The organism is Pseudomonas sp. Leaf434 (genome assembly GCF_001425545.1).
Lineage (GTDB): Bacteria > Pseudomonadota > Gammaproteobacteria > Pseudomonadales > Pseudomonadaceae > Aquipseudomonas > Aquipseudomonas siliginis.
On the sequence record NZ_LMQZ01000010.1, the window covers coordinates 86,246 to 99,579 of the forward strand.

A 13,334-nucleotide genomic window follows, 5' to 3' on the forward strand; every position below is an offset into this window, starting at 1 on the left:
TTTTGGGGCCGCTTCGCGGCCCAACGGGGATAAATCCCCTCGCCACAGGCACAAACAAGTGTTGTGGTTGACCCAAGGCATCTGTGATGAAATGCGACCCCACTCTTTATCGCGCTGCCGAGCCATCACTTGCCGTGAAGCCCCGTCTGATCCGTCATCTGTTCCTGCCGCCGCTGATCATCGCCCTGATGGTCGGCCTGGGTTTCATCGGCTTCTGGACCAGTGAACACTTCGGCATCCGCAGCCTCGGCGAAAACGGCCAGCGTCAGCTGGAGCTGCACGCCCGCGCGGTCGAAAGCGAGATCAGCAAATACACCTACCTGCCCAGCCTGCTGGAACTCGAAACCAGTGTGCCGCAGTTGCTGGCCGATCCGACTCCGGAGCACCGGCAGACGGTCAACGATTACCTCGAGGGCCTGAACCGCCGCAGCCGCAGCCGGGCCATCTACGTGATGGACACCACCGGCCGGGTCATGGCCACCAGCAACTGGCGCGATGTCGACAGTTATCTGGGTGAAGACTTGTCCTTCCGCGCCTATTTCAAAGACGCCGTGCGCGGCCAGCCCGGGCGCTTCTACGGCATCGGCAGCACCAATGGCGAACCCGGTTACTACCTCGCCCACGGCCTCGAAGAGCACGGCAAGATCATCGGTGTCGCGGTGGTCAAGGTGCGTCTGGAAGCCATGGAAGAACGCTGGCAGCGGGCGCGACTGGAAGCGTTCGTCAGCGATGAGAACGGCATCATCATTCTCTCCAGCGATCCGGCCAGGCGGCTGAAATCGGTGATCCCGCTCAGCGATGAGGTCAAGGAAAAACTCGCCCGCAGCCTGCAGTATTACTGGTTTCCACTCAACGAACTGCAACCGCTGGCCCGCGAGACACTGGCCGAAGGCGTGGAGAAACTGACTTTCCCGGCCAACAGCGAATTGCAGCCCGACGAAGACGACATCAGTTATCTGGCGCAAACCCGACTGCTGAGCGACACGCCGTGGAATTTCACCCTGCTCACGCCATTGCAGGACCTGCGCCGCGAAGCCATCAACCAAGGCATTCTGGTGGCGGTGGCGTTTGCCCTGTTCGCCTTCCTGCTGATTGCCTGGAACGAGCGGCGCAAAGTCCTCGCCACCCGCCTCGCCGCCCGCGAAGCGTTGCAGGAAGCCAACAGCCAACTCGAACGTCGGATTACCGAACGCACCGCCGATCTGCGCGCCAGCAACGAACGGCTGAAGAGTCAGATCCGCGAGCGCCGTCAGGCCGAGGAGACGTTGCGCCGCGCCCAGGATGAACTGGTTCAGGCCGGCAAACTCGCGGCTATCGGTCAGATGTCGACCAGCATTGCCCATGAATTGAACCAGCCCCTGGCGGCCATGCGCACGCTGTCGGGCAACACCGTGCGCTTTCTCGAGCGCGGCCAGCTCGACGTCGCCAGCACCAACCTCAAGACCATCAACGACCTGATCGACCGCATGGGCCGGATCACCGCCAGCCTGCGTTCGTTTGCCCGGCGTGGTGACAACAAGGGTCAGGCCAGTCTCGGCAAAGCCGTCGACGCCGCGTTGCAAGTGCTCGGCGCGCGCGTGGAAAACACCGCGCTGCAGATTCACCGGCAGTTTGCCGATGTGCAGTTGCTGATCGATCAGACCCGTCTCGAACAGATCCTCGTCAACCTGATCGGCAACGCCCTCGACGCCATGCACGCGCAACCGCAGCCGCAGCTGTGGCTGGAGGGTGAAGAATTCAACGGCAAGTATCGCTTGCGGGTGCGCGACAACGGCCACGGCATCGACGCCGAAGCGCGCAAGCATCTGTTCGAACCGTTCTTCACCACCAAACCCGGCGAGCAAGGCCTGGGACTGGGCCTGACCCTGTCCGCCAGCCTCGCCGCCGCCACCGGCGGGCACCTGGGTGTCGAACACCCGGCCGGCGGTGGCACCACTTTCGTCCTCAGTTTACCGTTGGTAAGCCCTCTTTCTGCCGAGCCAATATGAACCCCGAACTCAGTGTGCTGATTGTCGAAGACGACCCCCATGTGCTGCTCGGCTGCCAACAGGCGCTGACCCTCGAAGACATTCCGTGCATCGGCGTCGGCAGTGCCGAAGAGGCGCTGGCGCAGGTCGGCGACAACTTTGCCGGCATCGTCATCAGCGACATCCGCCTGCCGGGCATTGATGGGCTGGAATTGCTCACCCGCCTCAAGCAGCGTGATCGCAGCCTGCCGGTGGTGCTGATAACCGGCCACGGCGACATTTCCATGGCTGTCGGCGCGATGCAGAAAGGCGCCTACGATTTCATGGAAAAACCGTTCTCGCCGGAACGCCTGGTCGATGTCGCGCGGCGGGCGCTGGAGCAACGCAGCCTCGCCCGTGAAGTGTCATCGCTACGTCGGCAACTGGCCGAACGCGATTCGCTGGAAGGGCGGATTATCGGCCGCTCACCGGCGATGCAGAACCTGCGCGAGCTGATCGCCAACGTCGCCGACACCTCGGCCAACGTCTTGATCGAAGGCGAGACCGGCACCGGCAAGGAACTGGTCGCTCGTTGCCTGCACGATTTCAGTCGGCGCCACAGCAAACAGTTCGTCGCGCTGAACTGCGGCGGCCTGCCGGAAAACCTTTTTGAAAGCGAGATCTTCGGCCACGAAGCCAATGCCTTCACCGGCGCCGGCAAACGGCGCATCGGCAAGATCGAGCACGCCGACGGCGGCACGCTGTTCCTCGATGAAGTGGAAAGCATGCCGCTGCCGTTGCAGATCAAGTTGCTGCGCGTACTGCAGGAACGCACCCTTGAACGCCTCGGCTCGAACCAGAGCGTGGCCGTGGATTGCCGGGTGATTGCGGCGACCAAATCCGACCTTGATGAGTCGAGCAAGGCTGGGGAATTTCGCAGCGACTTGTACTACCGCCTCAACGTCGTGACCCTGGAATTGCCACCGCTGCGCGAACGCCGCGAAGACATCCTGCAACTGTTCGAGCATTTCACCCAGCAGTCGGCGCTGCGCTTCGACCGCGCGCTGCCGGAGCTGGACAACCAGACCCTGTCGAACCTGATGAGCCACGACTGGCCGGGCAACGTGCGCGAACTGCGCAACGTCGCCGAACGCTTCGCCCTCGGCCTGCCGGCTTTCAAGAAATCCGGGGCCAGCGCCGGCCAGGGTCTGGCGTTTGCCGAAGCGGTGGAAGCGTTCGAGCGCAATCTGCTGGTCGACGCCTTGCAACGCAGCGGCGGCAACCTGACCCAGGCCAGCCAGGAACTGGGCATGGCCAAGACCACGCTGTTCGACAAAGTCAAAAAGTACGGGCTGAGCCACTGATGGATCTGATTCTCAAAGCCGCTATCGGCGCCGCAGTCGTGCTGATCCTCGCTGCGCTGTCGAAGACCAGAAACTACTACATCGCCGGGCTGGTGCCGCTGTTCCCGACCTTTGCCCTGATTGCGCACTACATCGTCGGCAAGGGCCGCTCGGTCGACGATCTGAAAACCACGATCGTGTTTGGGATGTGGTCGATCATTCCCTACTTCGTGTATCTGGCGACGCTGTATGTGATGGTCGACCGCATGCGCCTGGAAGCATCGCTGGCCGTGGCGGCGGTGGCGTGGCTGATGGCGGCGACGGTATTGGTGAGCGTGTGGGTCCGGCTGCATGCCTGAACCCACGCGCATCAGCCACTAGCGACCGTAGACTCTGGCCAGTTGCGCGGACGACAGAGCATCCTCGAACGGCACTGGCACTGACTTCACCGCACCGTAGAGATTGCGGTAGCGCCAGTAGTTGCCGTTCTGCGCCAGTTGATAACCGCGCTCGACCACGCGCTGGCCGTCGAGCACGTAACGCAGGGTTTCCTGCGCGGCGGGCGGTGGCGTCGGTTGCATCAGGTCGGCGCTCAACACGCGCATGGATTCGTCAATGCATTCATCCAGCACGGCGGTGACCTTGGCCAGGTCAAGGGCGCCGTCATCAATGCATTGCTTGCCGCAACGACGAATCGGCTGACTGGCCACTTCGATGCGCATGCGGTACAGCGGCGAGCCGGCGATATCCTGTAATTGCACCTGATTGACCAGCACGAAACTGCCGCGATCGGGCGTCAGCATCAGCTTCGGTTCGATCAGCAACCGTGCCGTGACCGCACCTGCCCCCTGCTTGAATCCGGACACCTGAGACGCCGCCTGAAAACGCTGTTGCAAGCGCTCCTGCAACGGCACGCCAGCGAGCAGGTCGGCCAGCGGCCGCGATTCGTTCAGCGCGGCTTTTTCGGCATCGCGCTGTAACGTACCGGAACCCATTTGCGTGTTGATCAGACTGGCCACCAGAATCCCCGCCAGCCCGGCGCCTGCGCCGGAGCTCGATACCAGCGTGTAACTGGAATTGGCCGCGTTCACTGCCGCCTTGCTGTCGATCACCGTGCTGGCACCAACAAATTCCGCCGGCAGTTGCACGTCGACCTTCAGCCCGTGAGCCTGTACATAGCTCATGGCGGCCTGATCCTTGAAACCGGCCTCGGGTGGCGGTTTCTGCGCACAGCCAGGCAACGCCAGCAGCGAGATCACCGCGAGGGTCAGGGCCAGACGTTTCATTGCGCGAACGGGGCGATCATTTGCTGCCGGCTGTTATCCATCGCCTGATAAAACGCGTTGGACAGGTTGGTGTAGGACGGCTCGTCCCACTCGCCTTGCGCGGCCTGCACAGCGGCGAATGGCTGGTACCACAAGAGTTTGTTGTCCGACAGATCGATCACCATGCCCTGGCCGCCGACCTGGGCCATCGGCACGCTGGTGGGCACGATGCTGTAGTAGCTGCGGGTGGCACCGGTGGCATAGATCGACACCAGCAACAGACGGTCGATGCCGTGGGCAGCTTTCATCGGCGACAGGTCCTTGGTCATGTAGCCCTCGCGGAAATCGACTTCCTTGAAGGTCTTCAGATCGACCTTTTCATCAATGCGCTTGGCCTTGTAGCCCTTGGCTTGCAGCTTGGCGACGATGGCGTCGGGCAGGGTTTCCAGATCGCGCACCTGCCAGGTCTCGACATTGGCGCTGAGCTTGCTGTTGACGCCGGCATTGATGGCGTAATCGAGGATGCCCTGATTGCCGGTCAGCGCCAGCACCGGCGACGGTACGACGGTAATGGCCACACCGATGGTCGGCTCTTTGGCATCCCAGAACTGTTTGTCCAGGGCCACGGGCGGTTGCACATGGGCGCAGCCGGTGAGAGTCAGTACGGCGAGCAGGGCCAGCGCGGCCCATTGACGTGTAGCGCGAAAAATCATGGATCAAGTCCCTATGTCTGAAAACGTTCCTGCGCCTTATCGGCAACAACGCGGCAAACAATAGTGGCACATTGATATTTTTTTGGCGACAGGATGCTGGCGCACTCTTACAGCAGATTGTTCGGCGCCGGCGGATCGACCCGAGCCCAATGCGAAGTGTCCTCGCGATGCGCCTGCAAATACGGCAGCACCGCCGCCAGCAACGGCTCCTTGAACGCCTCCTGAAAGCGATGCGCCAGTCCCGGAATCAGTTTCAACTGACTGCCCTGAATGTGCGCCGCCAGATGCACGCCGTGCATCACCGGCAGCAGCGGATCTGCCGTGCCGTGCACCACCAGGGTCGGTACGCGCAGCTGATTGAGCAATGCCACCCGGCTCGGTTCGGCAAGGATCGCCATGATCTGGCGCTTGACGCCTTCGGGGTTGAACGCGCGGTCGTAGGACGCCGCCGCCTGTTGCAACAGCGCTTGGCGATCATCGGTTACCGCCGGGCTACCGAGTGCCGCGAGCAGATCGGCCTGTTGCTCCAGTGCCACTTCGCGGTTCGGCGCACCTCGGCGCGAGAGCAACTGCACCAGCGCCGCACTTGGTGCCGGCAGGCCTTCAGCGCCGGAAGTGGTCATGATCAGCGTCAGGCTTTCCACCCGCTGCGGCGCCATCGCCGCCATGTGCTGGGCGATCATCCCGCCCATGCTCGCGCCCAGCACGTGGAATTGCTCAACCTTCAGCGCCGTCATCAAACCCAGCGCATCGTCGGCCATGTCAGTCAGGCTGTACGGGGCCGAGACCGGTAAACCGAGCTTGTAACGCAGCACTTCGAAGGTCAGGTTGGCCTCGATCGGCGCCTGCCGCCAGGTCGACAATCCGACGTCGCGGTTGTCATAACGGATCACCCGGAAACCCTGCTGACACAGCGCGACCACGACTTCGTCCGGCCAGTGGATCAACTGCCCACCCAGGCCCATGACCAGCAACAGCGCCGGGTCTGATGCACGGCCGATACTTTGATAGGCAAGACTGACCTGCGCCAGCTCGGCGTGCTCGGTCGGCACGTTAACATCACAGCGTCCGGCTGCAAACGAGCCGGCCCCGAACAAAAGCGCGGCCAACGCGGCCGCGACTGAAAAAACTCTCTTGAACATGAAAAACACCAAAACGCAGCACCCCAGTAGAGCGCGAGTCTGATGAAGTTCGTGCGAGCGCGCTGCCACAGTTGCATGACAGTTTGATGAAGAGTGCGGAGCGGTCGTCTGTCGAATGACCTCCGGATCCTGGCCGACAGATCGACAAAGCCAGCGTCATGAGACAAACTCACCTTCCCCGCATTCGTCACAAGTTTTCTTCATGGAGCCCCGCCGGTGCTTGAAATCCGACATCTGAAAACCCTGCACGCCCTGCGCGAAGCCGACAGCCTGGTGGATGCCGCTGATCGCCTGCATCTGACGCAATCCGCTCTATCGCATCAATTCAAAGAGCTGGAAGAGCGCATGGGCATGCAGTTGTTCGTGCGCAAGACCAAACCGGTGCGCTTCACCAGCGCCGGTTTGCGCCTGCTGCAACTGGCCGACGCCACCCTGCCGCTGTTGCGCGCCGCTGAACGGGACATCGGTCGGCTGGCCGGTGGCACCGCCGGGCGTCTGCACATGGCTATCGAATGTCACAGCTGCTTTCAATGGCTGATGCCGACCATCGACCAGTTCCGCGATGCCTGGCCGGAGGTCGAGCTGGACCTGGCTTCGGGTTTCGCTTTCGCCCCACTGCCGGCACTGGCGCGCGGCGATCTGGATCTGGTGGTGACCTCCGATCCGCTGGAAATTGCCGGCATCACTTACGTGCCGCTGTTCACTTACGAAGCCATGCTCGCGGTGGCCAATCAGCATGCGCTGGCGAGCAAGCCGTACATCGTTCCCGAAGATTTGTTGACGGAAACGCTGATCACCTACCCGGTCGAGCGTGATCGCCTGGACATCTTCACCCGCTTCCTCGAACCGGCCGACATCGAACCTGCGCAGGTGCGCACTTCAGAACTGACGGTGATGATGATGCAACTGGTCGCCAGCGGCCGTGGCGTCTGCGGGATGCCGCACTGGGCGCTGCATGAATACAGCTCGCGCGGCTATGTGAAGGGCAAACGGTTGGGTGAGAAAGGCTTGTTCGCGACGCTGTACGCGGCGATTCGCACGGACATGCTCGACGCGCCGTACATGCGCGATTTCCTGCTGACCGCCAAGGACACCTCGTTCTCGACCCTCGATGGGGTCAGTGCCGTACGCTGATTCTCCAGAACAAGAGATCTCCCTGTGGGAGCGAGCCTGCTCGCGAAAGCGGTGGATGATTCAGCGATGATGTCGGCTGGACGGACGCCTTCGCGAGCAGGCTCGCTCCCACAAGGATTGTCGTGGTGGGTCAGAGCTGGCACCACATGTGGATCTTGTCGAAGTAGTCTTCGCCCACCCGCACGGCGAGTGGCTCGAGGCCGAACTGAATGAAGCCGCAACGCTGATACAACTGAAAAGCCGCGTCATTACCGGCAGTCACGGTGAGCTGCAGCAATTTCAGCGCCGGATGCTTTTGCGCTTCGACCAGTGCCGCCTGCACCAGATCAAAGCCCAGCCCCTTGCGACGAAAATCCGCCGAGACATACATGCCGAACAGCGTGGCCTTGTGTCGTGCCTTCTCGCGCGGTTCAAAGGCCAGGCCGACAATCCCGGCCAACGTCCCGGCATCGAATGCCCCCAGCACCACATCGAGCTTGCTAATCAGGCGCCCTTCCCACCAACTCAATGGCATCACCGCGCGTTCGCGCACGCTGGAGGTGAACGCCTGCGGATGCCGGTCGTAGGCTTGCAGCATCAGTTCGCGGTAAGCCAGGGCATGGCTGGCGTCCAGCCGCTCGATCCACATGTCAGGCGGTCCGGCGTTGTTCGAGCATCAGCCGTACGGCGAGGCCACCGAGGACCATGCCCATGAAATAACGCTGCATCACCAGCCACGTCGGGTTGCGCACAAACCATGAGGCGATGCCTGCGGCGAACAGCGCGATCAACAGATTGACGCTGAAGCTGACGCTGATCTGCGTCAGGCCGAGGACGATGCTTTGAGTGAACACCGAGCCGTGCTCAGGGCTGATGAATTGCGGGAACACCGAGAGATAGAACACGGCGATTTTCGGGTTCAGCGCGCTGGTGAGAAAGCCCATGGTGATCAGCTTGCGCGACGAGTCCGGCGGCAATTGCTGCGCTTCGAACGGCGAACGCGCGCCGGGTTTCAGCGCTTGCCAGGCCAGCCACAGCAGGTACAGCGCACCGGCCCATTTCAACACTTCATAAGCCATCGGCACGGCAAGAAACACCGCCGTCAAACCCGCCGCCGCGGCGAACATATGCACGAAGAACCCGCCGACCACGCCAAGCAACGAAGTCACCCCCGCGCGGCGTCCCTGACAGATCGAACGCGAGATCAGATAGATCATGTTCGGCCCCGGCGTCAGCACCATCAGCAGCGCGGCGGCGGCGAAGATCAGCAGGTCTTGCAACGGGATCATGGCAACGTCCTTTGCGGGAATGATCAGGCGAGTGCAGTCAGTGAACGGCGATAAAACGGCAGGATGTGCTCGCGTGTCAATGGCGCCAGCTCGAGCGCCGGATCAGTGGCCGGATCGACCCAGATCACCTCTTCGATTTCCGCCGCTGGGCAGACGTCGCTATCGATGGTCAGTTGAAAGATTTCCGCATGGACGATGAAGCCCGGCTCGTTGGCGGCGGGGGCGGAAAAACTGTTGAGGAAAATCGCCTGCGCCGGGTCGATCTGCAGCCCGAGTTCCTCTTCCAGTTCACGGGCCAATGCGTGTACTGGCAACTCGTGGGCTTCGATCTTGCCACCCGGTTGCATGAAGGCCGTGGTGCCGCGCTTGCGCACCAGCAGGGTGTGGCCCTTAGCGTTGAGCAACAGCGCGGCGGCGATATGGATGATGCAGGGCGAAACGGCGGATGTCGGCGTCATGAGTCGAAAAATGCCTTGTGCGAAAAGATCGCAGGATCCCACGCCCGACGCGCCTGCGTCATCAGAAGATCCCTACAAGGAGCATCAGTGATCAGCCTGACTCTGACGACAAGTCCGCCCAAAGGCTCGGAAATTTCCCACTCGCGAATTTGGTAGCGTTATTCATCGCTGCCCGGCAGCCATTCGCTACATCGCCTAAGAGGGAAAACGCTGCATGTCTGACATTTCGACGCTCAAGGAAAAGAACAATCTCAAGACGCTCCATTTCATTCTCCTGACCGTAGTCACCATGGGTCTCTACTCGGTTGTATGGCTGCACAAAACAACAACCGTGGTTGAGGAGGTCACTCAAATCAAGACACTGAGCCAGACCGGTCTGGTCGTTTATCTGGCGCTCTGTGGTATCGGAGGGATCTTTTTCACCGTATCTGATCCGCGGTTCATAGCCACGGGGTATGCGATGACGGTCATTGCCCAGCTCATCGCCATTGCTTGGTGCTTTCGAGTTCGCAGAGCCTTGCGCGCCTACACGCTGACCAAACACAACTTCGAACCGCGAATGAACCGCTTGTATTCAGTCCTGTTCACCTTCTATCACATCAATTACTGCATCAACGATATGGCCAGGGCCAAGCACAAACATGACCAGAAACGGCAAACGCCTCAGGAATCGGTCGCGGCATAAACAAAAAGGCAATCGTCGATTTCGCGTGCAAGTTAGCTTCCACCTTTCACTGCAATTCCTTGTGCGAGCTTGCTCGCGAAGGCGTTCGTCAATGCCACAAGTTTGCCCACCAGTATTGCTGCATGGCTGCTTCTCGCGTTCAACAGCCAAGTCAACTGGCATCGTAAGCGAGACGGCTCCGATGTAGGCGAGGAGAGGGAAGTCTGCCTGTTCACGGTTCCGTCGTTGGCGCAATATGCCTGCCAGCCACAAACAATCCGAACCAAGGAAACCGTATGAGCCTGTCGCTGCTGAGCCGCTACGCCTTCTTTGCCGTCTGCGTGATTTTCACCCTCGCCAGCCTGCCCTTTCTCGAACATGACTGGCTGTGGCCGATCACCGCCGCCACCGCTGTGCTGAGCCTGCTCGGCGTGTTCGACCTGTTGCAGACGCGCCATGCAGTGCGCCGCAATTATCCGATTCTGGGCAACATCCGTTATCTGGTCGAAGGCATCCGCCCGGAGATTCGCCAGTACCTGCTCGAGTCCGACAGCGATGCCCTGCCCTTCTCCCGCGCGCAGCGTTCGCTGGTGTACTCGCGAGCGAAAAACGAAACTGCCGACAAACCGTTCGGCACGCTGATCGACGTTTACCAGTCCGGCTTCGAATTCATCGGCCACTCGATGCGCCCCGCGCCGTTGAGTGACCCGAACGGTTTCCGCGTCACTGTCGGGGGTCCGCAGTGCACGCAGCCGTACTCGGCGTCGATCTTCAATATTTCGGCGATGAGCTTCGGCTCGCTCAGCGCGAACGCGATCAGGGCGCTGAATCAGGGGGCGAAACTCGGCAACTTCGCCCACGACACAGGCGAAGGCAGCATCAGCCCGTATCACCGCGAACACGGTGGTGATCTGACCTGGGAGCTGGGCAGCGGCTATTTCGGCTGCCGCACCAGCGACGGCCGTTTCGACCCTGAGCGCTTCGCCGTGCAGGCGCAGAATCCGCAAGTGCGCATGATCGAAATCAAGATGAGCCAGGGCGCCAAACCCGGCCATGGCGGGATCTTGCCCAAGCACAAGGTCACCAGGGAGATTGCGGAAACACGCGGCATCCTGATGGGCGAGGACTGCGTCTCGCCGTCGCGCCACAGTGCGTTTTCCACGCCGATCGAGATGATGCAGTTCATCCAGCAACTGCGCGAACTGTCCGGTGGCAAACCAGTCGGCTTCAAATTTTGCCTCGGCCATCCGTGGGAGTTCATGGGCATTGCCAAGGCCATGCTGGAAACCGGCATCCTTCCCGACTTTATCGTCGTCGATGGCAAGGAAGGCGGCACTGGCGCAGCCCCTGTCGAATTCACCGACCACATCGGCGTGCCGATGCGCGAAGGCCTGCTGTTCGTGCACAACACGCTGGTCGGCCTCAACCTGCGCGACAAGATCAAACTCGGTGCGAGCGGCAAGATCGTCAGCGCCTTCGACATCGCCAGCGTGCTGGCAATCGGCGCTGACTGGGCCAACTCGGCGCGCGGCTTCATGTTCGCCATCGGCTGCATCCAGTCGCAGTCGTGCCACACCAACAAATGCCCGACCGGCGTTGCCACCCAGGACGCCTTGCGCCAACGCGCTCTGGTGGTACCGGACAAAGCCCAGCGCGTCTACAACTTCCATCGCAGCACGCTCAAAGCACTGGCGGAAATGCTCGCGGCGGCCGGGCTTGAGCATCCGTCGCAACTGTCGGCCAAGCATCTGGTACGACGCATGTCGGCGACCGAGATCAAACTGTTCTCGCAGTTGCACGTATTTTTGAAACCGGGGGAATTGCTCACCGGCGAAGTGAATGGCGAGTTCTATTCGCGGATGTGGCAGATGGCGCGGGCGGATAGTTTTGAGCCGAGCGAGGTCGTCGCTGCGTAACTGCTCAAAGGTGTGCATTTCCATTCGGAATGCCCACCGCTACCGATCATGGTTCAAATGTACGGATCTTGAATAATCGCACATGACCTATTTCTTCCTTATCGATAATTTTTGCTTCGTACCTTTCTAGATTTTTGATTCCCTGAGCAAAACCAGGACCATAGTTCGTCTCCAGAACATAAAATTCTTTCGGGTGACTGGGCAACGACAAATCAGTTTTCAGCTTCTCTAAATTACTAACAAGCAGCGGAGATCCCAGCAACTTGAAATAGACACCAAACTGAATCGCATCAAGCGAATAGATTGGCAACACGTTTGACTTATTCATTACAGAGATGACGATATCTCTCATGTGCGTCTCGCGTGAGTACGGATTTTCAGGATCCCTCAGATAACTGATATCCCTGAATAAAGGCGTAGCAGAAAATGTCATCAATACCACCAGCATTAACACTTTTACTGGCACATCTCTTATATTGCCAACTGCGTACGCAGCCACCAGCAATACGGCGGGCAGAAGAAAAATAAAATTGCGTTGAGTTGTCACCGGGCGTAAGTAAACAGAACAGACATAGGGCACCACAATTCCTACTACCCCCCAGAACACAATCAGCCTGCAAGCAATTGCGCTTTCAGGATTTTGAGCCATCGACGCCAGCCCTGAAATTAAAATTACAGCGAGCAAAGCGGCCAGAAACGTATCTCCGAAATACAACAGGAAAACCTTGAAGAAAAAAACAGTTTCGGGTGGTTGAATCCAGAAATCCCGTGAAAAGCTACTCTCAGCGTACGATAAACCAGGAATTACGGTTAATGCGGCAAAAAATCCGGCGCAAATGAACCTGTATATAACTTGGCTGTGGACCTCGCTGCGCAAGATCATGTGAAGCAACACAAGCACTTGAGCAAAGACCGGCAGATAACCGAAGTAATGAGTATTTATCAGCGCGGCGGAAGTCAGCCAATAGCAAAAAAAATCCTGCCCTCTGCCTCGACTTAAGCAGCGCAAGAAGATCACAAAAGACAAAACGGTAAGCAACGACAGAAGCGCATAAGAGCGAGTCTCTTGCGAATACTGAACCAAGAAACTATTGACCGCTGCCAACCACGCAACGATGAGCCCTACTTGTTCATCAAACAATTTGCGCCCGAGGAGGAATACAGAGGGAATCAACAGCACGCCGATTACCGCAGAGAGATACCGCCCTGTGTGTTCGCCAAACCCGACAGCCTGATAATAAGTCCACAGTAAAATCTGATAAAAGGGAGGATGAACGTCACTCAATGTAGTTCGATACACGTCAAAGAATCCATTTTGCGGATCGCTTACCGATACACTGAAGGCCTCATCCAGCCACAGGCCAGTAGCATCGATGTTGCGCAACCTTACATACAGGCCAAATCCAATTGCGCCAATCAGACACAGGTACATTGCCAATTTGTACTTTCGCGACGCAGTGTCCATTGTCATCTCCTCAGTAGTTA

13 protein-coding genes are annotated in these 13,334 nt (G+C 59.6%); 6 read left to right on the forward strand and 7 right to left on the reverse strand.

The genetic code is table 11. The features are described from left to right. The first annotated feature begins 86 nt into the window (after positions 1–86). Genes ASG55_RS20940 through ASG55_RS20950 form a run of 3 tightly spaced genes read left to right on the forward strand, consistent with a single transcriptional unit; the run spans position 87 to position 3,648 of the window. On the forward strand, positions 87–1,988 hold the full coding sequence (locus tag ASG55_RS20940) for a sensor histidine kinase (protein ID WP_056790048.1): 1,902 nt from the start codon (positions 87–89) through the stop codon (positions 1,986–1,988). After that, positions 1,985–3,310, forward strand: a complete 1,326-nt coding sequence (locus ASG55_RS20945; protein ID WP_024014166.1) for a sigma-54-dependent transcriptional regulator — start codon at positions 1,985–1,987, stop codon at positions 3,308–3,310. The genes ASG55_RS20940 and ASG55_RS20945 overlap by 4 nt, the downstream gene beginning before the upstream one ends. 8 nt (positions 3,311–3,318) lie before the next feature. Beyond that, complete coding sequence (locus ASG55_RS20950) at positions 3,319–3,648, forward strand: GlpM family protein (RefSeq protein WP_177342732.1); 330 nt, start codon at positions 3,319–3,321, stop codon at positions 3,646–3,648. Positions 3,649–3,666: 18 nt separating this feature from the next. Here the strand turns inward: ASG55_RS20950 and ASG55_RS20955 are convergent, their stop codons facing one another. The 3 genes from ASG55_RS20955 to ASG55_RS20965 all read right to left on the reverse strand — a co-directional run bounded on the left by ASG55_RS20955 (position 3,667) and on the right by ASG55_RS20965 (position 6,409). Continuing rightward, positions 3,667–4,575, reverse strand: coding sequence for a hypothetical protein (locus ASG55_RS20955; RefSeq protein ID WP_056790054.1), 909 nt, complete (start codon positions 4,573–4,575; stop codon positions 3,667–3,669). After that, positions 4,572–5,267, reverse strand: coding sequence for a hypothetical protein (locus ASG55_RS20960; RefSeq protein ID WP_024014168.1), 696 nt, complete (start codon positions 5,265–5,267; stop codon positions 4,572–4,574). The genes ASG55_RS20955 and ASG55_RS20960 overlap by 4 nt, the downstream gene beginning before the upstream one ends. Before the next feature lie 107 nt (positions 5,268–5,374). Beyond that, on the reverse strand, positions 5,375–6,409 hold the full coding sequence (locus tag ASG55_RS20965; RefSeq protein ID WP_056790057.1) for an alpha/beta fold hydrolase: 1,035 nt from the start codon (positions 6,407–6,409) through the stop codon (positions 5,375–5,377). A 216-nt stretch (positions 6,410–6,625) separates the two neighbouring features. On the opposite strand from ASG55_RS20965, the gene metR reads away from it, so the two are divergent. Further along, a complete protein-coding gene (gene metR, locus ASG55_RS20970) occupies positions 6,626–7,543 on the forward strand; it encodes a transcriptional regulator MetR (protein ID WP_016773382.1) in 918 nt (305 codons plus the stop codon). A gap of 130 nt (positions 7,544–7,673) precedes the next feature. Here metR and ASG55_RS20975 read toward each other — a convergent pair whose 3' ends face one another. Genes ASG55_RS20975 through ASG55_RS20985 form a run of 3 tightly spaced genes read right to left on the reverse strand, consistent with a single transcriptional unit; the run spans position 7,674 to position 9,269 of the window. Then, positions 7,674–8,171: a GNAT family N-acetyltransferase gene (locus tag ASG55_RS20975; RefSeq protein WP_056790061.1), complete on the reverse strand. Its 498-nt coding sequence runs from the start codon at positions 8,169–8,171 to the stop codon at positions 7,674–7,676. 1 nt (position 8,172) lies between these two features. After that, positions 8,173–8,811, reverse strand: coding sequence for a LysE family translocator (locus ASG55_RS20980; protein WP_056790063.1), 639 nt, complete (start codon positions 8,809–8,811; stop codon positions 8,173–8,175). A 23-nt stretch (positions 8,812–8,834) separates the two neighbouring features. Then, positions 8,835–9,269, reverse strand: a complete 435-nt coding sequence (locus ASG55_RS20985; protein WP_056790066.1) for an NUDIX hydrolase — start codon at positions 9,267–9,269, stop codon at positions 8,835–8,837. A 214-nt stretch (positions 9,270–9,483) separates the two neighbouring features. On the opposite strand from ASG55_RS20985, the gene ASG55_RS20990 reads away from it, so the two are divergent. Together ASG55_RS20990 and ASG55_RS20995 are read left to right on the forward strand one after the other, a co-directional pair. After that, complete coding sequence (locus ASG55_RS20990) at positions 9,484–9,954, forward strand: DUF4234 domain-containing protein (RefSeq protein WP_056790069.1); 471 nt, start codon at positions 9,484–9,486, stop codon at positions 9,952–9,954. 275 nt (positions 9,955–10,229) lie between these two features. Next, positions 10,230–11,849, forward strand: a complete 1,620-nt coding sequence (locus tag ASG55_RS20995) for an FMN-binding glutamate synthase family protein (RefSeq protein ID WP_056790072.1) — start codon at positions 10,230–10,232, stop codon at positions 11,847–11,849. A 46-nt stretch (positions 11,850–11,895) separates the two neighbouring features. On the opposite strand, the gene ASG55_RS21000 is transcribed toward ASG55_RS20995, so the two are convergent. After that, entirely contained in the window at positions 11,896–13,314 is a 1,419-nt protein-coding gene (locus ASG55_RS21000) for a glycosyltransferase family 39 protein (RefSeq protein WP_056790075.1), read from the reverse strand. Positions 13,315–13,334 lie beyond the last annotated feature (20 nt).

Coding starts and splice junctions, on each gene's coding strand:
- ASG55_RS20940 (WP_056790048.1), top strand. CDS start 87: ATGAAATGCGACCCCACTCTTTATCGCGCTGCCGAGCCATCACTTGCC.
- ASG55_RS20945 (WP_024014166.1), top strand. CDS start 1,985: ATGAACCCCGAACTCAGTGTGCTGATTGTCGAAGACGACCCCCATGTG.
- ASG55_RS20955 (WP_056790054.1), bottom strand. CDS start 4,575: ATGAAACGTCTGGCCCTGACCCTCGCGGTGATCTCGCTGCTGGCGTTG.
- ASG55_RS20960 (WP_024014168.1), bottom strand. CDS start 5,267: ATGATTTTTCGCGCTACACGTCAATGGGCCGCGCTGGCCCTGCTCGCC.
- ASG55_RS20965 (WP_056790057.1), bottom strand. CDS start 6,409: ATGTTCAAGAGAGTTTTTTCAGTCGCGGCCGCGTTGGCCGCGCTTTTG.
- ASG55_RS20975 (WP_056790061.1), bottom strand. CDS start 8,171: ATGTGGATCGAGCGGCTGGACGCCAGCCATGCCCTGGCTTACCGCGAA.
- ASG55_RS20980 (WP_056790063.1), bottom strand. CDS start 8,811: ATGATCCCGTTGCAAGACCTGCTGATCTTCGCCGCCGCCGCGCTGCTG.
- ASG55_RS20985 (WP_056790066.1), bottom strand. CDS start 9,269: ATGACGCCGACATCCGCCGTTTCGCCCTGCATCATCCATATCGCCGCC.
- ASG55_RS20990 (WP_056790069.1), top strand. CDS start 9,484: ATGTCTGACATTTCGACGCTCAAGGAAAAGAACAATCTCAAGACGCTC.
- ASG55_RS20995 (WP_056790072.1), top strand. CDS start 10,230: ATGAGCCTGTCGCTGCTGAGCCGCTACGCCTTCTTTGCCGTCTGCGTG.
- ASG55_RS21000 (WP_056790075.1), bottom strand. CDS start 13,314: ATGGACACTGCGTCGCGAAAGTACAAATTGGCAATGTACCTGTGTCTG.